A 22,284-nucleotide genomic window follows, 5' to 3' on the forward strand; every position below is an offset into this window, starting at 1 on the left:
AGGGCGTCTCGGGCGGTGCAGGTCATGTGAGAAAAAGGGGGGGACAGATCTTTAGCAAACGAACCACAGTCCGCTATCGGCCCCACGATTAGTGGTGCCGCATCCGTCGTTGCATAGCAACGCGGGCGAACGCCTCTCGCCTCTGGATCTCAGCAAGCCCTGACCAGGTGATTTTCGACGACGAGGGCGCCCGGCGCGCATCTTTCAGGTGAGCGCCAACGGCACGGCTTCCACCAAGTTCATCAAGGAACGCGACGAAATGCCAACTGATCATCCGCTGGCGCGTCGAGTATGATGCGGTTCCCGAACTTCAGCGAGCCCCGTCCGTGAGCAGCCCCCGTGCGATGCCTCGTACCAGGCCGCTGGCGGAATCGACGGCTTGCGCCGCCAGGTCGACGACTTCTACCGGCCGATGGACGAACTGCCGGACGGGGCCGACCTGCGCCGCATGCCCCCGGAAAACCTGGAACAGTCTCGCGACAAACCACCTGCATTTCCGTGGGAGCCTGCTAAATAGTCGATCGGTAATACTCGATGACGTTCAGGGCAAACGCCAGCCGCTGAAACAGCGCGTGAGCATTCCCACGGGTTTTGAACCCATAAGGTGCCCGTTCATCAAAAAATTTAGCTCTACCGCGCGCTCTAGCAATACCTGCGTAGCCATCTCCTCCATGACGCCGAGTTGCGCAGCGTTCACCAAGGAGCAACCCGATTACACCGAGTCCGTGGGCAGGTCAGCCCACACATCTAACAACGCGGCAGCAAGGCCCAACTTATGGGCCAGGACGGCCATAACAGGCTGCTCGAAGGCAGTCAGTCTCCGGGCAGACATCGCTGGGGCACCTACAGCTTGACCATGTCCAAGTAGCCTCGAATCGGTGCTCCTCGCTTATCAAGGCGAGGCCTGCCACCAATGGACCGCAGGACAGACCGCGAAAGGAGCTTGTTGCCAGCAACACATGAGGTTTCCGGCATCATCACGCAGTCTGGGCAAGCGCCGCCGCGCTCCATGCACAACGAGCCCGTACCGCACTGCGTAGCCTTGGAGCCGAGCATCGCGGTCAGCATCGCCGGACCGGCGTTGCGCCAGAGCGCAGACAGGTTACCAAGATCCATGGTCGTGCCATTGCGATAAATGACGAAGGCCAGGTCAGCCGGGAAGATGTACTCCCCCAGCGACCCCAGGTCCAGACCGGAGTACTCCGACACCTGCTTCATCAGCAAGTGCGAGTAGCTGTGCAGCAGGGTGTATAGGTAGAAATAAACCGGCGGGGTCGTGGTCTCTGGCAAGTTGTCCAAGAACGGGCTCATTGACTGTGCTGAGCCAAGCAGGCCCGCTCCAATCTTCTCGCCCGCACTCAGCGTGAACATATCCGGGCACTTCAGGCTGTGCAGCCATTCGAGAACGAGCTCTTCCTTGAGTCGCACATACATAGCCTCGTTGCCCTGTTGAACAACGTAGACGGGATACCGTGTGCTGTCGTTCTGCTTCACCGGCGGGAACAGGTTGAGTCGAACGGGCATGTCCATGCCCCGCTTGTCTCGCAGGATGGGCGTCGACTCCATGCGCGAGTAGCCGAAGCTGAAGCGACACAAATCGAACTCACGAATAAGGCCCATGTCCTCTAGACCGAGTTTGTCGAGCAACGCTCGCGTCGTGGCCTGCACCTGATCCGTTTTGTCCTTGTCTTCTGGCGCCAGGTCTTCATCCAGCCGAGCGAATGACACGTATGGCCTCTTTCCGTTGGTCAGCGTCTCCACGTCCAGGCGCGTGCTCTTGAGCGCCGCATGCTCGACGGCCAAGCGGAAAGGGTCGAACTTGGATGCAAACGTCAACTGCCTATTCTGAAGATTCGAGACAACCGACACAGGCAGGTCGACCTTAGGCAGTAGAATCTGTCGCCGGCGAAGGTCATCCAGAATCCGCTGTCGGCTCGTGTATGCCATCTCGATGACACCCTTGAATGTAGTTCGCATCGGCTCTGCTAACCCCTCAAGCGTGTGAATCTGCTCCACAGCGAGCTGGTAGTCTGCCAGGTCCTTGGCGCACTCCACCTTGCCGTCGCAGGCCTTTTGCACATCCTCGTCAGTAATGGATTGCGCGGCAAAGCCATACTGCTTGGCCACGAAGTCCTTGAGCTCCGCCTCCCGTCCCGGCCGCAGTCGGGTCAGTAGCTGCTGGCTGCCGTCCTTGAAGTCAATGAACAGGTCCGACTTGACGTAGTACGCACTCGACGCGCGATAAGGCGTCGCCTGCATACGCACCTCGGTCAGCCGGTCCGGTCCCATCGCCGGTCCAAGAATGCGCAAGGTGTTGCGGTCGTTCTGCAGCCACTTTGGCGACAGGGGTTTATCGCAGGCTGCGCACTCGAAGAACCAATCGCCGATGCCAGCGGAGCGTCGATTCAACTTGAACAGATAGCTCCCGCAGACACAGTTGTCACGGCGCTTGACGACCTTGGCATCGCGATCACTCCAATGCCACTGACCAGGGAAGGCCGCCTCCCAGTGACCCGACCAGTGCACGAAGATAACGTCGAGCTGTTCCCAGTCGCATTGTCCCTTCTTCTTGGGGTTAGGGCAGTGCTCGGGCGTCAGGTATTCGAGGCGCTTGTCTAGCTCCGCGAGGTTCTCGTAGTCCTGGAACATTCCACAAGTGCGGCACACGAACGTCAGCGGTGCCGGTGTGTACTCCATGTGTGAGGGTCGACAGAGATAGAATCGATCCTGGCCCGGTAGTTGGAACTCCGTCCTATTCAAGTCGAGCAGGGCTTGGTCGACGCATTGCGCAGGAAGGATGCGTGGTTTTGTCGAGTCACCGTCGCGCGCGGACAAGGCGTTGGTGAACCAGGCGCGCCCGAGCTCGTTCATCCGCTCGAATACCAAGTCCATGGTTGACCCCGAAAGCTGGATTGGTTCGCCGGCCGAAGAGCGGGCAATACAGGCCCCAAGCCCACCTTCGAATGTGAAGAAACTCTCCGGGGCGTAGGCTGTCGCAAGCTGGTTGCGGGAGCGGTTCATTGTTTTCGCTTTGGCCATCTTGCTTCTCCGTCAGCTCCGACCTTCTGTCGCACTATCAGTCGAGTCGATATCGGCACCAGAACCTCGCCGAATGAACTCCATCGCACGCTTAGTCATACCGTCGGCCACACGCCTGTATGACGCATCAGTACCCGACTCATGGATAAGGCCGGGCTGATCCACGTCGCGCAGCGATGTCATCGGCCGCAGCAGACTGTTGCGTGCAGCAAAGAACTGGACCAAGCGAGTGCCGTTCACCAATCGGTCGACATCCAAATCCTGCTGGTAGTGGGCAAGCTGCGCCTTGATCAGCGAGCAGTAGTAGTTCTTCCCCTCAGGGGAGGGTGAGAAGGACAGACCGAGCGCCTTCTCTATGAAGGCTTCGGTAGTCTTCATGTTGGCCGGCACGTTCAGGAAGTCACGCACATCGGGTGCCATGGCAAACGTCGGGCTGTCGCGCTTCTTGTCGTCGTCCGCCGCGCACAGCCGACCGATGGCGTTCATTCCACAGACGTACTCCTGGAAGAAGCTCGGCATCACTCGCACCAGCGCCTTCTCGGCCCATCGGTCAACAGCCGCTGGCAGAATCATCCGCTCCAGGAACCGGTGGAAGATGTCGTGAATCTCCAGCACAAACCGGTCGCGATACCGCTGTGGTACGGGCACCAGCAGCGAGAAGCCTACATGCGTGCGCCCCACGCGTGACGATGCTTGGATGTACTCCGCGATGTCCGATGGGATGCCTGCGAAGAACATCGCGTTGAACTCTTCCACGTCGACGCCGTGCGAGATAGCGGAGGTGGCGATAACCGACCGAAGCGTATCATTCAATTCCGGGAACGGCTTGTTGACACCAACTCGCGTCTCGGCCCTCCTAACGATGTCCTGAATGTCCGCTGCCGACACCGCCCCGGAGATTAGTTCCGAGTTCAGCGATTGGTCGGTGTAGCCCTCGAACTGGTGCAGTTTCTCGAACTGAACCTTCTCCGTATCGATGACCTGGTCGCCACCTTTTTTGTTCGTGACGTACGTCAGCGCGATGCGGTGCAGGTCCACCAGCGTCAACAGCGTGGCAGCGTCTGCACCCACCAGGAGCCGTACAAATTGTGCCTGCTGGGGTCCAGGAGACACCCACTGAATGAGTTCGTCGCGCGCGGCCTTCTCTTTGGCCGGATCTTCGCTACGCAGGCGCTCGTACAAGCCGGTGAGCATCACGTGATAGTGACCGAGCACCGATGCCATCGCCACGGTGTGACGGTGTCCGTTGGTAAGGACCGAGGCGTAGACACGGGCCCAGTGGCTGCGAAGCTCCACTTCGCTGACGGGAATGGCTGCACGCTCGGTGTCATCTGATGAAACGTCAGGCTGCAGGGGCGTCGCGTAGAAAGAGTCGTAGAGCGTGGGCCCCGGATATGGAAACCGTACCGTATTGTCGCGTTGGTACAGGTTGCGCATCTGACGCTGCGGCTCGCTGACTGTGGCTGATGCGGCAATGACCTTAATTCTTCGACGGACAGCGGACTCTGGCTCGTACGAAAGATAGCCCTTCAGCAGTGGCGAGAGCTGGTCAAGCGCCGCCTCCAGTGCCGATTCGAATAGGCCCGAGAAGGTACCCAGGGACTCGTCCAGCAAGTGGGCCTCGTCCTGAATCAGGAGGGCCGGAAACGGGTCGAAGAACCTCTTTTCGCCTGAAGCGAACGAAGGAAACAGTGCGCGGGTTCCGGAGCCCGGGTGCCCATCCCAATCCTTTGGCTTCATCGGGACGTACAGGCGCTCACTGCCGTTCTCCACCAATGGAGCAAAGCCAAACATGGCGAAAAACTTGCGGATGGTACCCTGCGACTGACCGATGGCGGCGAGCTTGTCGACCGTACCCAAGAGGACGGACGGAGCTAGATCGTAGATATCTTCGTCGACGATGTAGAAAGGCAGCGGCGTCGGCCTGGCAAACCGGGCATTCCAGGAACACTTCTCTTTCGGCGCGGTGCAGTAGTGCCCCATCGCGTTGGCACCAATGCCCGAGTGACGGCGCAGCGCCAGCAGACTACCGTCCTTGTTGCCACAGAACGGACACGAGGACAGCTTTAGCCAGCGCTCCCGGGCGCTTTTGTAGGGCTGGGTATCCTTGTGCTTGGGCTCCGCGCCTGGAGCGACTTCATCGTCACTGGGCACTTCGGTGTAGCCGTCCTCGGAATGCCAGTTTGGCGTATTGCTTCCACCCACCCAGAATCCAAGCGAGAACGGCTCGCCAGGATGCTGGCGCTTGTGTCGAACCTCTTCGGCCGCCCCCAAAGTCGCGAAAGTACGGCGCGCTTGTTGAAGGGTGAGCAGGCGCAACGGGTATCGCATCAAGGCCGACACACCCCGGTGCTTGCTCCGAAGACGGTCGAGGAAAAGTACGAACGCAAGCAGGCCTAGAAACGCCTCGGACTTGCCACCACCAGTGGAGAAATACAGCAGCGTCACAGCGTTGGCGTGCTTGGCAACCTCGGGCGTGTAAAAGCTATGGAACTCACGGATGCGCGTCGCGAAAGCCGGAATAGAGGCCAAGATGAAGGCGAGCTGGAACAGTCGCCACTCATCATAGCCCTTCGACTTGGCCACCTTGGCCATGGCAGTGTTCATCGACACCCACGCCTCAAACGGGATACCAAGCGGCGACGACTGGATACCTGGCCCGCTCCAATTCGCACGGGACTTCTCGAGGATCTCCAGGCCACAACGGATAGCCCCCAGTTCACTGCGCCACGCCGCGAGGTCTTGGTGCAGTTTCTCCTTCTCGGCCGCTAGTTGTTCCACGGCATTTGGTCCGTCAAGGCCCAGGTCTGCTGGATGCTTTTCGACCTTGGCCAGCCACGCCTCGTAGGTCGTGACGAGCGGCTTCAGGCCGGCCAGGCAGTCGGGATGGGCCAGCTTCTCGATGTTGCGTTCGACGGCGCTATTGGTCGGGGTGATTCGAGGCAGCACGTAGCGCGGTGCCCACGTCGTGGTCAGCCGGTGCAGTGCGCCGTCAACAGTCAGGATGATGCCACCGTTGAATCCCAGCGCCGGGTATTTAAGATATTGATTGTACCGGTAGGACGGCTTAACTCGGTCCAAGCGCAGGAACTGGTGGTCGGCCGCTGGTACCGCCGTAGTCACCGAGACCTGGAATAGCGAGGGTTCCAGCTCCTTGAAGTTGGTCTTCGTGAGCGGAGCTGTCCAGTTCTCCAGTGCCACATGAATGGTCATGCGAGTCGAGTCGACCGGGTCAGGCACTGCCTGAACAACCCAGCGCAGCTCAATCTGCGGCACGATTACCGTAAGATCCGAGGCGCGCACCCGATCCAAATAGCGCGTCCAGTCGCGAACGTCGGACGGTCGGACCCGTGTGCGCCGGTATCCCCACAACTTGCCGCCTGTTTCTGGGTCCGAGCCGCCTGCCCAGTCCGCAAGCTGTTTGGCGACGGCTTCGTTCAGGGCATCCGTTGCCTTCTTGGCGTCGACCTCGGCTGTTGCCGGCGTGAACTCGAAGGAGGGCAGAGTGAGCTCGAGCCTAAGCCACTTCGGAGGAGGAGGAATGTCTTCCGCTAGGCCGTCAGGAGTTGCCAGGCCGACGGCAACCTCTTGGACTGGGCGCGCCTCACTGGCCTCTCCGCCTTCACCGTTATCACCATCGGTGCCCTCGGCCTCCGAGTCCTCCTCTACCGGTGCACGGTCCAGTCGGTTGTCGAACAGCAGCCCCATCGACTCGTACACAGCCTTCCGGGCCTCATAGCTCTTCGCCGCCCAATCCGGATGCGTCTTGCCACCAGGCAGCTCAGCCACAAGCTTGCCCAGCGCATCCTTGACCTTGGCGCGGATATCGGCGCGGGCTTCTCGCGTCAAGGGGAACGTGGCTTCCAACCGCCCCCCGGGATTGACTTCGTACTCGGTCGGCAGAATGCGGACGTACACAGCACCAGTAAGCGACACGCCCAGCGTGACGCCTGCAGCAGTTGACCGGATCTGGAAGTCCATACCGTGCGCACTGATGCGAATGGGGTCCGCCTCCTCGTCGCCGCTGCGCTCCTCTGGTGGCATTGGCACGATGAACTCCGACATCAGTGCCGCGCTTGGCTTGGCCCCGTAGATAACCTTGTAGAAGTCGCCTCTGCCAGCGAGTCTTGCCGACAGCCCATTAAGCAGACTGTCGACCACGGCTTCCTTGTGGGCTGGATGAATGTCGCGGGGGTTCTTACTGAGGATGCGCACTTGTCTCTCCCTGCTTGCTTGTGGTCACCCGCGCCGGCGCTGGCACCACGTGTTCGACGCGATAGACGCAGCGCAACGCATCCTGCTGCAGCTGCCGGATGACGTCTTCGGGAACCTTACGATAGGTCGCGGCGCTCTCAGGCTGGAACAGAATCTCGGCATACCGGGCGACCAGCTCTCGTCCCAAATACTGGCTCAGACGCCGTGCATTGCGCACGAAGCCCCAGTGCTGCTCGGCCGCCTCGTCGCTGATGCCCAAAGCCTTGCAGAAGACCTTGAAGTACTTGGAGTCCCTGGAAGCGTGTGGCCGCGTGTCGTCCTTTGCCTGCAGGGCCAACCAGTAATACACCCGGCCCGGCCGGCAGTCCGCGGCCTTCGGGTCCAGCTCGACCATCCGAGCGTGAATCTTGCGCGCCAACGCTGACCGCTTCGAGGACTTGAACATCAATGCGCAGCGCCGTTGAACATCGTCGTGGTACAGCTTGAGCAGCATGCGCACTGGGTCCACCACGGAGCTGACGCCTTCACCGTTCAGCTTCAGTGACGACTCTAGCTTAGAGCGCAGCTCGTCGCTCATGTCAAAGATGAAGTCACCAGGCTGGATAGCACCTGCGGCCGCGCGGCGGAACGGAGGATCCTCGTCGGGCACATGGCGATAGACCCAGCCAGAGGCATATGCTCGGATACCACCTTCCAGCTCAAACTTGTAGTACGCCTGCTCACCGCTTTGACTGTTGTGACCATAGTCGTCAAACCTGAACGTGAGGGGCATCTCACGGAGTTTGCCGATGACCAGCGGGTTCGGCACCTCCGCAAGGCGCCGATCCAGTTCCTGAGCCAGCAGACCGATGCGCCCGCGGTACGCCTTGAACGCGTCCACTTCCTTCATGTTGGTGAGAATCGTGAGCGTGGATTCCGCCTGCCGATACGCAACCAATACCGCAGTTCCCTGCGGTACTTCCGGATGCGTCACCAAAATGCGAAGCACGTCTGAATTGATGCCGACGAAGGTGAAGTGCTTGCCATTGCTGTCACTAGTAAGCGTCTTGCCCACGCTCGAAAGTGTGTGCCACTCGATACACTCTTGAGCACCGGCCCAATCCACCCCCAGCTTCCGCTGCAGAAAGCGATGCGCCAGCAGCACATACTGGTTGCTCGGAAGTATCAGCGAAACACCTTGTCGGCTATCAACTGCGTGCTTGCGAACTTCGGCCAGCATGCGAGATGCCATTGGCGTGGCATCGTTCCAGTCGTCGAGGAGCTTTTCGGCTCGCTCGATGGCTCGTTCAACGGCGTCGCGCACTGTGTTCAACGCGCCGGAGTCGAGCGCTGCGGCGAGTTTGAGCTTCACAGGCGTCCAGGCGCTCTGTTGGCTGAGGTAGTCGCCTTCGCCGGCCTCCGCCGCGGCCTCAGTGAGGTCGGTGTATCCAGCCGGCATGTTGGACAGCCGCAGGACGTACATGCAAGCCTCTAGCAGTGCTTGGTAGGCCGGACTCTCCTCGTTGCCCGCGGCTGAAGTCAGACGCTGAAACGTCAGAGCAAGCTGGGACGCGTCCCGGTCAACGATGCTCACACTGAAGCTCGAGTTGCTGCGCTGGACCGGCTGCCAACCTGGAGCAACGGGGTGTGCCGAGAGCAGCACGTCGTTGGCTTCAACAGCCCACACCTTCGTAGAGAATGTCAGCCTGAATTTATTGAGCCGTGCTTGGAGGATGAAAAACGTCTTCGGGTCATCTGTAACGATGACAGACCCAGTATCTACGAAGCCATTCTCGCGAGTGAAGTGCAAGAAGTCAGGGATACGCTTAACCGCAGAATAGCTCGTGTGAATAGCGGCGCAGGTGGCGTCAAGTAGCAGGAGCTCCGGGCGCCCCTGGCCCTTCAACGCCGGCGTGGTGATCGCGGTTCGCCACGCGTTCTTTCTGGCCGTGTAGTGCATGGCCATCAGCGCTCCTGGCGCCTTGTCTGACTCACTCCACTCAGAGCCGACCTTCTGACGAAGGTCACGCCGGTTTGCGAGGCGATCAACCTTTGACAGAGTCCGCTCGAGCGGGTTAGCAACTGTCGTCATCCACGCCCGTTTAGCGGGGTCGAAAACGAAGGTCGGAACAAGCTCCGCGAGGGATGGGTTGGGTAGCTCAGGATGATAGTTTCGAATATCGTTGATGGCGTTCAGCGCAGCGAGAAAGGCCGGCGACGTAGTGCTGCTCACCTCAGAAACGGATCCGTTGGGCTGGACCGCCCACAGGGTTCGAAAGAAATCGCTCAGATGGGTTTTCTCTACAAGCACGCCATGAAGAGAGGTTCGGCACGCATGGGTAGCGGGGTAGATTAGGGTTCGAAGTCCGCGTAAGTCCTTGGCGAATACACGCTCGATGTTGGCTAGAGCATGTAGTACGGGAAGTGAGGTCAGCTTGGACGGCCAGACCAAGCAAAGTGTGACGCCTCCGCCGTCCGCAGCACTTAGCAGTGTGCTCACGAGCTCCTTCGTCCAAGGCTGCAGGACAATGGGTTCGTCAGTCGCTCTCGATTGATAATCCACATGTGCGCTTCCAGCGCGTACCTGAGCCCACGGACGCTGTATGCGCGATTCCTGCGCGAGTGGCGCAGGTGCAACTGTCTTGGGCTTTAAAGCTTGCTGCTTAGAGTCGATTTTCCGTGCCGCAATCTTGCGCGCGAATTCTGCGAGCTTTTCACGGGCTTTGGTTTGGTCTGCCAAGCGCTCCGCTAGCGATTTGAGATGGCTCATTGCAGAACAGCCCTCCTGGCCTTGTCTATTCAGCTCTCAGGTACGAGTTGAAAGATCTCATTCACAGCATCATCCAAGGTGCTGCCATTGGTCAGAGCTTTTTTGAGCGCTATCGGATCCGGTAGCGCAAGTTGGCTTAGCTCAAAAACTGAAACGTTGGTAGCACCAGAAATACACCGGAAGTAGCGGTCCACGGCATACGTGCTGAGGAGCTCTGCTAATTTCGTCGGAGGTAGCGCCGGTTTTTCGGTCACTTGCTCGACGATAACCACGTGATTTTCACCGATAAACCCACCATATGTCGCAAAAACAGCCTGTGATACAGCGGCGGCCACAAGGCGGCGGTGTTGGTCATTTGATGTCACTCGCTGCATAACTACGCAAGGTGATCTAACTACCGATTGGCACTTTTTATTTCCAACATCAACAAAACGGTGCTCGCCGTTGTAGGCGGAGGTGACCTCCAGCTGGACAATTCCCCCGGCGATAATGTCTCTCGACCACAGCAGTGGGATAGTGGTGTGTGCCTTTGCCTGCCTCGCGTCCTGAAGCGACTCGAACTTAGGTCGCTTGTCGCGGTTCCAGACATAGGCGCCTATGCGTACCCTGTAGCCATAGTCTGACAGTCGAAACTTGGACAAGCTGACGGTCTTGACGAGAGCTACGTCTTCGATGGAGCGTGGAATGGGCCACACTGCACCGGCGTTTGGAAGCAAACATTCGCCAACGCTTTTGTATTGGCCTTTGCCAGAGACCACAGAGACGTTGGCTCGAACCTGCGCGCGATCCTCTTCGACGCGCCGACGCATGATGGTCAGCGCCGTTTCTTGCTCGACGTCGATGAATACACCCTTTCGGTCACTGACCATGCCGATGTGCTCGACGTCAGTGTTGCGAATTAGAAATTTGCGTAGTCGACTAAAGTACTGGCCAGAAAGGAAGCTGGTCGGTGTAACGAGCGCGGCGCGGCCACCGTTACGCAGTAGGCGCACGCAGAGCGTGATGAACAAGCAGTAGAGGTTAGGCTGCGCTTCGATAACATCCGCGTATGCAGCCCGCAACGGCTCAAGCTCCTCGGCAGTCATTTTTCGGTATGGCGGGTTGCAGACGACGATGTCGACCCTGCCTAAGCTGGCGGACAGCTCAGTCAGCGAGTTCGCCTGATGAACGTTGAATGCTGGGACGTAGCCAGTTTTTTGAATTTCGGTGTGCAGGGCCATACACAGAAAGTGCTTGGATAGCTCGCACAACGTCTTGTCCAAGTCAGTGCCATAGAGGTGCTTCTCGACGTGCTTGAGCAACTTAAGAGGAGAGAGTCCTTCAGTCGTCAGCGCTATTCGCATGCGAAGCGCGATCGGGGCCAGGAAGGCGGCCCCCCCGCAGGCTGGATCCATGAAGGAAAGGCTTCCAAAATCGGCGCCTTGTTCGGCTAAGTCGTCGAGTAATCCTTCCGTCAGCGACACAGGCGTGAAGAACATCGCCAGCTTCTTGCGGTAGCCCTCTTCAGCAAGCATCGCATAGGACGAACTGAGCCAGTATGTGGCCTCGAGGAAACCCAACTGCCCCAGAAGCGCGACGAATGCGACGACTTCCGGCTCGGAAGCCAACGCCTCCGAGTAAGGTAGGGACGGCTTAGGAAGTGCGGGAAACTCAATGTTGCACCAAAGGCGTAGGACCGTCCCCACGAGGGTCGCCGCATCGGTATTGCACCGATGAGCCAATAAGCCAATGGCTCGAATGTATCGCTTAATGGACCGCTTCGATTGCGATGTCATCAAACCCGCCCCCAATCCCAGCCTATCCTGCTAGGTTGAGCACCGCTCGCCTTCTGGCTCATCTGTTTCCTTCCTTGCTCCAGATGGCTTTCGCCTGAGCTTCTTTCATGCCGTCTAAGCCAGCAAAGCTAGCAAAGCTAGCAAAGCTAGCGAATGAAGTAGCAGCTGAGAAGCAAATTTAGAGCGCACTCGTCTTCACTCGTGACGACTTTGTATGCGGCAGTTCCAGATCCGGAGGACGCCGTGTTTTTGATGCGCCCATCGGCTGCGTTCTTCGATACGTGTATTAGATCACGATAATGTGGGTCGAAACAGACAGTTAATCTAAGCCCGCTGGATTAGAAACGACTGAGTCTTGGATGGCGGCCGGCTCAGTCGATGCTCCGGCCAGAGCAACGCCAGGGTCATGCCAAGCCGGCGCAGCTCGGTATGTACCCAGGCCCAGTTGGGCAGTAGCCGTAGCTCACAGGACACCATCGGAACCGGTGAAAACAGCTGGCGCTCCAACTCAACATCGGACAACGCGAAAGGCCAGGTGTGACCGCTAGCGGCAAAGCGACGGAGGTAATCACCTGCACTGCTATGGCCAATGCCCAGGCTGCGGGCCCACGCCCGGCGCAAGTTCTTCAACCTGCACGCAGCGAACAAAAGCCAATTGGCTGAACAGGCCCTGCTCTCAATCGCCAGCCTGTAGGGAAACGAACGGCAAGCCCGCGATATGAGCAACGAAGATCGGCGACGAATACGCCAGGAACAAGCCGCATCGATTCTCGATGCACTGCACACCTGCACACCTGGATGCTCGCCCAACGCCAGTTGGTAGCCGACGGCTCAGCCATCGCCAAGGCCCTGAGCTACAGCCTCAAACGCTGGAGTGCTCTGACTCGAGATCTCGAGAACGATGCGGTGCCCGTGGACAACAACTGGATCGAGAACCAATCCGCCCCTGGGCCCTGGGGTGCTCCAGCTAGCTGTTTGCCGAGTCGCTGCGTAACGGCAAGCGCGGCAGCGATCATGAGTTTGTACAGTCAGCACATCTCAACGAGCATGATCCGTATGCCTATCTCAAGAATGTGCTAACGCGACTGCCGACGCCGCGGGCGCGTGGGATCGGTCATCGGCTGCCGCACCAATGGACGCATACCGGAGTCACACAAGGTGACTTGGGCGGCCTACAGTGTTTTTTTGCTATGGACGCAAGATGTGGGTGACCGTCCGTGTCAATGGTCGCGAATGCTGACAGTGTACTGCCCTGGTTCATCAGCGATCTCTTCGTAGCAGACCAACCCCTTGACGTTGCCCGTGAATGCTTCGCGACCGCTGGCGTTGAGCAGAAGCTTGCGCATGGGCTTGATGATCAGCCGCTCTACGTCATCGAGCGTGTTGATCACCGACAGATCCAGCGAGTACGTCCAGGAACGTGGGGCACCGGGCTCATCTTTGAAGACAAAGAGAGATTGGCCATCAAGTTCCTGCTCGCCAGCCCCCAAGGGGAACATCATCGAACAGTCAGGGAACGAACCTGCCCCATAGCTCCAGCAGAAAACATGAATCAGCGGCACCTTGTTGCCGCCCGCATTGATGCCGGCGCCCATCAGGCTGATCTGGTATCCCAAGTACAAGGTGGCCTTACGCTTGGGCTTGATGATCAACGGGATTGAGCAAATGGTGTCAGTGCCAACCCAATTGTCGTCGGAGCTCGCATCATCCTCATCCCAGCTGAGGGAGGCATAGACCTCCGCCAGTTTGGGCTCGCCCAACATCCGGTTTATCGCTTCCGGGATCAGCGTATTGAGGTTGTTAACCTCCTGGCCTACCTTGGACACAAATTCGAAGCATGCAGAAATCTGATGGCCCAGCATGGCTCGCTCCTTGATGCTGTGGGTGAAGAAAACCGTTTCATCGCCCAGCTCGGGGATGTTCGGTGGGATTAGCCCGGCAATGCCGTGGCTCCCCTTCCAGAAAACTCGTTCACTGAGGTCAGGGATTTCAGGCGCCTCGATCCGCTTGAAGCCCATGAAAGGCGCCACACCCAGGAGGCCAAGCAGATGGGTGCAATGCTTCGCCCACAGCTTGAACTGACGGCTCCCGTTATTCGAGTAGTAGGTTGCGCAGTACAGGACGTGCTGCCAGTTGAGTAGGCATAGTCGTCCTTTCCAGACATCCCGTTGGGCTAGCGCCTGATAGCCCTCGGCAGTCTCGATTCCAATGAACAGGTGCAGTGCGATTTGCCGCTCGGCAGCAGTCAGAAACTGCTCCCATTGCTTGTGCAGCTGATCCTCTCCACTCAAAGGCGAGCGCCACTTGAGCTCAACCAAGAGCAAGCGTCGCTCTACCCCCCAGAACACCTCGACCATGAGGTCGGGCTGAATCTGCCCCCTGCCCGGCCAAAACCTCATGACAGCGCTTGTGGCTTCGCCAGTCGGGAGGAGCGATGGATGAGAAGACAAGGCCGCCAATTTTGCCCAGAACTTCGCTACCTCTGCCTCAGGAAGGAGCTCGAGGCTTCCGAAGATAGTCGAGGTGATCTCGTCCTCTTGGGTTGCTCGCTCATCGCCCAGTTCACGCTGCGAGCGATGCAGATACCGTCGGTAGAGTCTGGACTTCTTGTGAGCAAATGCATGCAGCATGACCGTTCCCTAGTCGACTAAACCTTGGTTGGCGCCAGATAAACGCTTCTGGAGAGAAGTGAGCGCTGTGAGAGCCCCATAGAGTTTCACAGCATTGACTCACCGTCCATGCCACATGGCGGGTCGTAGGTGCCATGCCAACCGACCAAGATGCGTGCGAACGAATCAGTGAAGTACCTGGCGCCTAGTGGAATTCTGACGACTCCACCTGCATAGGCAACCAGCAAGACCTCAAGTGCTCGGTGCTCTATTGCCTCTCCCCAAAGATTGCTGCACGGCAGTAGGTCTGGATCAGCGGATGTGACCCACAGTGAGTCCTCGTCCTGCAAAGCTCGGCGCAATTGCGAGGCCAGCGTTGTATGGCCCTTCTCAAGTGCAATATCCGCAGCCGTCTTTCCATCATGCGATGGATTTCCAGTCGACGCACCCATGCGAATCAACTCCAGGCAAGCGTCCTGGTTCCCGAAGTAAGCCGCTTGATGCAGAAACGTCCAGCCGGAAGAGGACTTCTGAAAACGGCTGCATCGTCGCGCAATTAGGGGAAGCTCTTTCCACTCGGATAAGACTCGATCCCAGTGCCCACTTTTGGCCTGATCGTAGAGACTGGTGATGAGGCCTTGTAGTTCGCTCATGCTGCTCTTTCCATGCATCGGATGTCTCGATGATTACTCATACTGCCGACTCACGGCACTGGTCTGCCCTACACCCAAGCCTCACAGAGTGTCTCCGCCTGCGCCAAAACTAACTGCGCGGCCTCCTCCTGCTGATCCGGCGGATACTTGTACTTGCGCAGAATGCGCTTGACCAAAAGCCGCAACTTAGCCCGCACACTATCGCGGCTGTTCCAATCCACGGTTACGTTCTGCCGCAGACTTTCGGTCAGCTCGTGAGCAATCTTCGCTAGCGTCTCATCCCCCAGTTCTCGCACCGACGCCTCGTTGTTAGCCAAAGCATCGTAGAACGACAGCTCATCGTCGTTCAGACCAAGCTTCTCCCCGCGCTTGCTGGCTGCGGCGAACTTCTTGGCCATGTCGATCAGCTCTTCGATCACCTGCGCAGTCTCGATGGAGCGATTCTGGTAGCGCTTGATCACGTTCCCAAGCAATTCGGAGAACTTCTTCTCCTGCGCCAGATTGCTGGAAAACTTGCTCTTGATTTCCCCCTCTAGGAGACGCTCCAGCAGCTCTACCGCGAGATTCTTCTCCGGCAGATTACGAACCTCGGCAAGGAACTCGTCATCCAGCAGGCCAATGTTCGGCTTGTCCAACCCCACGGCAGCAAACACGTCGACCACTTCGCCGGAGACCACTGCATTGCCAATGATCTGGCGGATGGCCAAGTCGCGCTCTTCGTCGGTCTTTTTCTTCGCGCTGATCTCGCGCTTAGTGAGCAACACCTTAATCGCCTGGAGGAATGCCACCTCCTCGCGCACAGCTTTAGCCTCATCTAGGGTGCAACACAGACTGAATGCCTTGCTCATAGCCAGGGCGTTATCAGCAAAGCGCTTTTTGCCATCCTCCAGCCCCAGCACATGGTTCGCAGCCCCCGCCAACAGCTTGTGTCCGCCGGTAAGGAAATCGCTGTAGTCAAAGCCATGCAGCATGGCGCGCAGAACATCGAGTTTTTCCTCGAGCAGTGCGTAGGCTTCGTGAGCATCCACTGTTGGCCGGCCGCGCCCTTTACTTGCGGTGTACTCCTTGAGCGCGGCCTTTAGTTCGTTGGCAATGCCGATGTAATCCACCACCAGGCCGCCCTGCTTGTCCTTGAACACGCGGTTCACCCGAGCAATGGCCTGCATCAGGTTGTGGCCTTTCATCGGCTTGTCTACGTAAAGCGTATGCACACAGGGAGCATCGAAGCCGGTCAACCACATGTCCCGTACAATCACCAGCTGCAGCGGATCCTTCGGGTCCTTGAAGCGCTTTTCCAGGCGTTTCTTCACCTGACCGGGATAGATATGCGGACGCAGCAACGGCTTATCCGAGGCGCTGCCAGTCATCACGATCTTGATCATCCCCTTTTCGGGATCTTCATCATGCCACTCAGGGCGCAGCGCGATGATCTCGTTGTACAGATGCACACAAATCTCGCGACTCATGGCCACGATCATTGCTTTGCCCTGCTGAGCCTGACTGCGCTCCTCGAAATGCGTCACCAGATCAGCCGCCACACGCTTCAAGCGAGGCTCAGCTCCTACCACCTTTTCCAGAGCGGCCCATCGGGACTTCAGACGTGATTGCTGATCCTCTTCCTCATCCTCGGCCAGCTCGTCCACCTGATCATCGATCTGTGGCAACTCGCTTTCGTTGAGTGCCAACTTGGCCAGGCGCGACTCGTAGAAAATAGCCACTGTGGCGCCATCTTCCTTGGCCTGCTGCATGTCGTAGACGTGGATGTAATCACCAAAGACTGCGCGCGTATCACGGTCTTCGCTGGACACCGGCGTACCGGTAAAAGCAACGAAAGTGGCATTGGGCAAGGCATCGCGCAGGTGCTGGGCATACCCCACCTGATAGCGCGCCTGTCCCTCCGCAACCTTCAGCGTATCCACCTTTAACTCGGCGTTGAAACCGTATTGGGTGCGATGCGCCTCATCGGCAATAACCACGATGTTCGAGCGGTTGGAAAGTACCGGGAAGCTGTCCTCGTCCACCCCTGGCATGAACTTCTGAATGGTGGCGAAAACGATGCCACCGCTGGGCCGGTTACCCAACTTATCCCGTAGATCACCACGAGTAGCCGCCTGAACAGGCTGCTCACGCAGAAGATCCTGCGAGAGAGAGAACACCCCGAATAGTTGACCGTCCAGGTCGTTACGGTCGGTGATCACGACGATGGTCGGGTTCTCCATCTCAGCAGCTTGCATCACCCGAGCCGCAAAGCAGGTCATAGTGATGCTTTTGCCCGAGCCTTGGGTGTGCCACACCACACCACCCTTGTGCGTGCCGCCAGGCCTTGAAGCCTGAACCACCTGACTGATGGCCGCGCGCACGGCGTGGAACTGGTGGTAACCGGCGATCTTCTTCACAAGCCGGCCGTCGTCCTCGAACAGCACGAAATATCGCAGGTAATCCAACAGCAATTCCGGCGCCAGAACCCCACGAACCAGGGTTTCCAACTCATTGAACTCGCCCAGCGGATCCAGCTTTTCGCCATCGATTGTGCGCCAGCGGGCAAAGCGCTCGATATCGGCCGAGAGCGAGCCCATGCGCGCCTCACTGCCGTCGCTGATCACCAGAATCTCGTTGTAGTGGAAAACGTCTGGGATCTGCTCTTTGTAGGTCTGTATCTGGTCGAAGGCCTTGATCAGGTCAGCATTCAGATCCGCCGGGTTCTTCAGCTCCAGCAGCACCAGAGGCATGCCATTAACAAACAAGATGATGTCTGGCCGACGCGTATGCTTAGGACCTTGAATGCTGAACTGGTTGATAGCCAGCCACTCGTTGGCCCCTACATCAACCCAATCAACCAGCCGCACAAAGTCGCCGCGGGTTTCACCATCCTTCTGGTACTGAACCGACACGCCATTGACCAACACCCGGTGGAATAGGCGATTCGCCGAGAGCTGCACCGGTAATCCCAGCTCTAGCACCTGTCGCAAAGCATCTTCGCGCGCCGCCAGCGGCACTTGCGGATTAAGCCGGGCAATCGCTGCGCGCAAGCGCATTGCCAGCAATACATCTCGATAGCTTTCGCGCTCTGGATTAGTCCCCTCATGGGAGATATCCGGCCCATACAGATGCTGGTAGCCCAGCTCACTCAGCCAGCCAAGGGCTTCCTGTTCCAGTTGGTCTTCGGTCATTCCCAAACCTCAATTCTTCTCTAATGCTGGCAAGCTCAAGGCATATCCCGGCTGGCGTATGCAGCGAGCAAAATCAACTTGATCCAGCCCCACCAAGGCTTCCTCGTCCAGATCAAAGGGCAGCACCCAAAGCTTCAACTCCGGACTGAATTCGAACGGCGCCAGATGCCGCTCGAACCCTGCCCATCGCGGGTAGATCAGCGCCATCTCTCCCCGCCCGCCAAGGTATTTCTGCCCATAGGCAAAGAGCTGATAGAAATCCGCCTGGCTGAGCCCGTATTTGTTCTGCCGGTCACCGCCATCCAGCTTTTTCCACTTGGTATCTAGCACCCAGGCCTTCTGTCCACACTCCAGCAGGAGGTCAGGCTCCAAACGGAACATCGCACCCTGGTCGTGAGCGCAAAGACTATGACGAGCAGCCTGGGCAGTGAGTCGAGCACCTGCGATCAATTGCAGCCTCAGCCAGCGCTCCACAAAGCGCTCAAACAGCTTCTCCATCGGGAAGAGCAGGCTCATGCCATGCCATTGGCCGGCCACAGCAACGGGCATCTGCTGATTGAGGATCAACTCGCACCAAGGTTTGATGGCCTGATAGTGCGCCATCAATCGGTCGCGGCCCCAGGCACGCAGATCCAGGCTCACCTGGTGACTGGCCGGTACCTCCGCCAATATCGCTCGTAGCTCGTTGCCCAGGCGCCAGTTGGCAGCATCTTGCGTAGTCTTGGCGACCAACTCCAGTGCCAGCTTAAGCAGACGGTTCTCGGCACGATCGGGTAGGAACACATCATGGCGAATCTGAAAGTGATGCTGCCTCCCCGGTGGTTGGCGCATCTGCGCAACCATATTGAGCTGCCCCCGCAGGAAGCGCTGCCCCTCTTCGACACGCTTGTAATCGAAGCGCACCCCACGCTTAACCAACAGGTCCAGCTCATTGAGAAACTGCGCCATCACCCACTCGCTTAGGGGCGCATCGAACAGTTCGAGGCTAGTTGCCGATGTCTCGCGAGGCTTCAACGACAAGGCGCTCTGAATGAGCTTGCGCAACAGCGCTCTGCTTTTCCGCCTGCAATCATCCTGCTGGTGGTGTTTGGGCAGAACTTCCAGTCGCGTACCGCAAGGCGTTTCTATAACGCCCACGTAGCTATCCCATTTCAGCGAGCGGCGCCCCTCTACTTGCAGAAGCGTGGCACCGCCCCGATTAAAACGAGCGCTTAGCTCGCAGAGCCAGTCAAAGGCGCTGTTCGAAATTTGAGCCTCATCCAGCGAAGGTGTCACCGCCTCGGTTGTGAGGCGAGCGTATTCGCGGATGGTGATCAGTTTGACCGTCACAGGGCTCCGCCCAGAATCGTGAGATAGCTGTCCAGCGAGCCAAAGGCATTGCCGTTCAACTCCCAGCGTTGATCACTGAGCTTCTCCGCCACCTCGCCACCAAACAGCTCGGCAAGTCTGTGCTCACTCTGGGGGCGTCTTACAAAGCGCTCGGTGTTCCGAGTGCTCGCCTGCTGATCATTCAGTACCCAGCCAATCCGCTCCCAATCTTCGAAGAAATACTCCTGCAACAACGGCAGAATCTGGTTGCGGAAAATAGCCTCCAACCGTTCCAGTGTGGGCTCGGTCTTGAGTGGTATGAAATAGGCGTGACCCAGGCAGTGATCCCGGTCCAGCAGCACCTCGATGCGCTGGTTCATAGTCCGCAGCAGTTGGCCGATATTCAGACCACCAATGTCCACATCATCCAGCAGCTCAGGCCTAGGCGGCATTTCGCGAAACTCAAAACGACGGCGCAGTGCGATATCCAGCCCAGCCAGAGAGCGGTCAGCAGTGTTCATGGTGCCGATCAGGTAGACATTCTGCGGAACAGTGAAACGCTGCTTGGAATAAGGCAGCACCACCGAAAGAGCCTCTTCAGCCCCCGCACGCTTGGAGTGCTCTATCAGGGTGATCAGCTCACCGAAGATACGAGAAACATTGCCTCGATTGATCTCGTCAATGATCAAGACCCGTGCGTCCGAATTGCCATCAGCTCCGCCGGCCGTCCCTCCAGCAGTGAGTATGTGTTCAACCAAAGGGGACAGGATGTTGTTGTAGCCATTGACCAAGTAAGGCTCCAACGTCGATCCCGGAAGCTTCTCGACGGCGGTTTTCTCGCGAATATCTTGCAGCGTGATCTTTCCTGTGCGCACTGCCTCAGCTAGCTCGCTCAACATGCTGATCGAAAAAGGTAGTGAATTGCCATTTGGCTTTTTTAGCTCAAGCAGGTCGGTGGTCACCTGCACAACTTGATAGTCCCTGCCGAAAACCTGACCCACCGAGAAAATATGGCCGGCGTTAGCGGCTACCTGAGAGCCCAACAATGCCTGCAGCTTCTCGCGATTCAACGTTGGGTTACGCAGCTCATACAACGTCATCTGGCTGAACTGGGCATTGAGCAGCTCACCATGCGGCAGAGAGGGGCTGTATTGGCGCAGCCACTTCACCGAGCGCATCTGGGCGTAGCCATCCTCATACTCAGCATGCGGCTTGAAGGCGTAGTCCCCAGAAATTTCGCCAATGGCGCGGAATTTAAAATTGCCATCACTCACCACAACCAAGTCGCCCGGTTTCATCTTGGTGACGAATGCCGAAACGCTGGTCAGGCTGTAATCATTAGAGCCATCAAGCGATACACCGGCATCAGCAAAGCGCTGCCGGACTTCGCCTCGACTTTTGCACCCGCTGAAGTCGACGCCGCCACCATACCCCAGCAGCACATAGCCGCCCTGCAAGCACTCGTCGTAAATGCCAGCATCGCTGCCCAACGTGTTTCCGAGTGACATTTTCCAGACGCGGCGCTTCCCTAGATCTAGCGGAGCCTCCGCTTGCTGCATCACCTTAGCGGAAGCTACTTCGCACAAGCTCTTGAATACGCCGTCGACCACTTCATAACGCAGCTGTCCGTTAGTCTCATCGCTCTCAGCGCGTAAGCCTTCAACAAAGTCTTCATAGCTAAAGCTCTGGTGGAAGGTTACGAAGCGAATGCGTCCTTCCTCTGCCAACTGATCGAAGCGAGTCTTAAGCAGTACACGGTCCTGGCGATTGGCAACCAGATAGGTCTGATCCAAAACCTCCAACGCGGCCTCGACAGTGGCGTAGGTTTTGCCGGTACCTGGTGGGCCAAAGAGAATTTGATTAAGAGGTGCGCTGCTCATGAGGTTTGATCCAATTTTGATCTCGGTTGCTTGCCCAACTGACATGTCATCTAGGTACAAGCCCAGAAGAGCCTGAAAAGCCTCCTCGCTGGGCAAGCTCACCAAAATGGCCGGGGAACCGAGCCACAAGCGAGGAGCATTAGCCTCTAGACCACTGTGTCGGGTGCGCTCGGCCGGGTAGGTCTCCCAGTCGGGCAAAAAAGACTTGGCCTTAGCCATCCAATCGCCGGGCTCCAGGAACAGCGCCGGCTTTCGGCCAGGTTCGAGCGCCAACTGTCGCCCATCATGAGTTTGGAAGCCGGCCATTTTTACCGTCGCAGGCTTCACTGACGTAACGTCTTCTGAGACCTCCAACAACTCTTTCAGGCGCTGGCCAGACCATCTCTGGGCCGCCAAATGCGATGCTTGCTGCCACACCTGCCGGCCATAATCCATCAGAGGACTATCGGCTCGTTCAGCCATCAAAGCCGCATGCATCTGCCCTGGCGTAGCCGGTTTAGCCATGCCACTGGCCAAGCGCAATGAGTCCTCTAGATACACAGGCAGTACCGTCGGCTTTTCGCGATCCTGGTACAAAAAGGCCAACTTCCACTTGGTAACAGTGCCAAGATCGGCCGCGTCAATCGCCGCCAAATCACCACGTCGGGATGCCTGAGCAATATCCAGAATGATGCTTTTTACCCGGGCGAATGCCGACTCTGCCGAGTCACCGTACTTGCTGACCCAGGCATAGTCAGTCGAGTACTGCGTGTGCTGATCTCCTGCCTTGGGACTCTTGTCTTTCCGCGAGTAGATGCCGAACTTAAAGGCCGAGCCCCCCCAAATAGAGCCCAGCTCCTCAGTCGCCACCTCCAACCAGTAAGTAAACGTATTGCTATCACCGGCC

The 22,284-nt window shown here is 58.1% G+C and carries 9 protein-coding genes and 3 pseudogenes; 2 read left to right on the plus strand and 10 right to left on the minus strand.

Annotated features, from left to right (window positions below; genetic code table 11):
* Positions 1-370: 370 nt before the first annotated feature.
* Positions 371-496: pseudogene (locus tag AC3B6A_RS17680) on the plus strand (group II truncated hemoglobin); the annotation flags it as partial.
* A gap of 347 nt (positions 497-843) precedes the next feature.
* On the opposite strand, the gene AC3B6A_RS17685 reads toward AC3B6A_RS17680, so the two are convergent.
* The 5 genes and pseudogenes from AC3B6A_RS17685 to AC3B6A_RS17705 all read right to left on the minus strand — a co-directional run.
* Positions 844-3,039 carry a DUF8724 domain-containing protein gene (locus tag AC3B6A_RS17685; protein WP_488398507.1) on the minus strand — a complete coding sequence of 732 codons (2,196 nt, stop codon included), beginning with the start codon at positions 3,037-3,039 and terminating at the stop codon, positions 844-846.
* 12 nt (positions 3,040-3,051) lie between these two features.
* The gene (locus tag AC3B6A_RS17690; RefSeq protein WP_488398508.1) at positions 3,052-7,254 is read right to left on the minus strand and encodes a C-terminal helicase domain-containing protein; all 4,203 of its coding nucleotides are present in this window, start codon (positions 7,252-7,254) and stop codon (positions 3,052-3,054) included.
* Positions 7,238-10,003, minus strand: a complete 2,766-nt coding sequence (locus tag AC3B6A_RS17695) for a hypothetical protein (RefSeq protein ID WP_488398509.1) — start codon at positions 10,001-10,003, stop codon at positions 7,238-7,240. The genes AC3B6A_RS17690 and AC3B6A_RS17695 overlap by 17 nt, the downstream gene beginning before the upstream one ends.
* 29 nt (positions 10,004-10,032) lie before the next feature.
* Entirely contained in the window at positions 10,033-11,778 is a 1,746-nt protein-coding gene (locus tag AC3B6A_RS17700) for an HsdM family class I SAM-dependent methyltransferase (protein WP_488398510.1), read from the minus strand.
* Between the two features lie 363 nt (positions 11,779-12,141).
* Positions 12,142-12,426, minus strand: a pseudogene (locus AC3B6A_RS17705) (hypothetical protein); the annotation flags it as partial.
* On the opposite strand from AC3B6A_RS17705, the pseudogene AC3B6A_RS17710 reads away from it, so the two are divergent.
* Positions 12,383-12,989 (plus strand): annotated as a pseudogene (locus AC3B6A_RS17710) (IS66 family transposase); the annotation flags it as partial. The pseudogenes AC3B6A_RS17705 and AC3B6A_RS17710 sit on opposite strands and share 44 nt — an antisense overlap.
* A 9-nt stretch (positions 12,990-12,998) precedes the next feature.
* On the opposite strand, the gene AC3B6A_RS17715 reads toward AC3B6A_RS17710, so the two are convergent.
* The 5 genes from AC3B6A_RS17715 to AC3B6A_RS17735 form a co-directional block, all read right to left on the minus strand.
* Complete coding sequence (locus AC3B6A_RS17715; protein ID WP_488398511.1) at positions 12,999-14,408, minus strand: hypothetical protein; 1,410 nt, start codon at positions 14,406-14,408, stop codon at positions 12,999-13,001.
* Between the two features lie 86 nt (positions 14,409-14,494).
* Entirely contained in the window at positions 14,495-15,040 is a 546-nt protein-coding gene (locus AC3B6A_RS17720) for an ankyrin repeat domain-containing protein (protein WP_488398512.1), read from the minus strand.
* A 68-nt stretch (positions 15,041-15,108) separates the two neighbouring features.
* Complete coding sequence (locus AC3B6A_RS17725) at positions 15,109-18,210, minus strand: type I restriction endonuclease subunit R (RefSeq protein WP_488398513.1); 3,102 nt, start codon at positions 18,208-18,210, stop codon at positions 15,109-15,111.
* 9 nt (positions 18,211-18,219) lie between these two features.
* Positions 18,220-19,539, minus strand: a complete 1,320-nt coding sequence (locus AC3B6A_RS17730) for an McrC family protein (RefSeq protein ID WP_488398514.1) — start codon at positions 19,537-19,539, stop codon at positions 18,220-18,222.
* A complete protein-coding gene (locus tag AC3B6A_RS17735) occupies positions 19,536-21,443 on the minus strand; it encodes a DUF8426 domain-containing protein (protein WP_488403630.1) in 1,908 nt (635 codons plus the stop codon). Before AC3B6A_RS17735 ends, AC3B6A_RS17730 begins: the two co-directional genes overlap by 4 nt.
* Between the last annotated feature and the right edge of the window lie 841 nt (positions 21,444-22,284).

This window comes from Pseudomonas sp. B12(2026), assembly GCF_057767015.1.

Bases quoted from the DNA above. Each gene is read 5' to 3' on its own strand.
- AC3B6A_RS17685 (WP_488398507.1), bottom strand. From the start codon at position 3,039: ATGGCCAAAGCGAAAACAATGAACCGCTCCCGCAACCAGCTTGCGACA.
- AC3B6A_RS17695 (WP_488398509.1), bottom strand. From the start codon at position 10,003: ATGAGCCATCTCAAATCGCTAGCGGAGCGCTTGGCAGACCAAACCAAA.
- AC3B6A_RS17700 (WP_488398510.1), bottom strand. From the start codon at position 11,778: ATGACATCGCAATCGAAGCGGTCCATTAAGCGATACATTCGAGCCATT.
- AC3B6A_RS17715 (WP_488398511.1), bottom strand. From the start codon at position 14,408: ATGCTGCATGCATTTGCTCACAAGAAGTCCAGACTCTACCGACGGTAT.
- AC3B6A_RS17720 (WP_488398512.1), bottom strand. From the start codon at position 15,040: ATGAGCGAACTACAAGGCCTCATCACCAGTCTCTACGATCAGGCCAAA.
- AC3B6A_RS17725 (WP_488398513.1), bottom strand. From the start codon at position 18,210: ATGACCGAAGACCAACTGGAACAGGAAGCCCTTGGCTGGCTGAGTGAG.
- AC3B6A_RS17735 (WP_488403630.1), bottom strand. From the start codon at position 21,443: ATGTCAGTTGGGCAAGCAACCGAGATCAAAATTGGATCAAACCTCATG.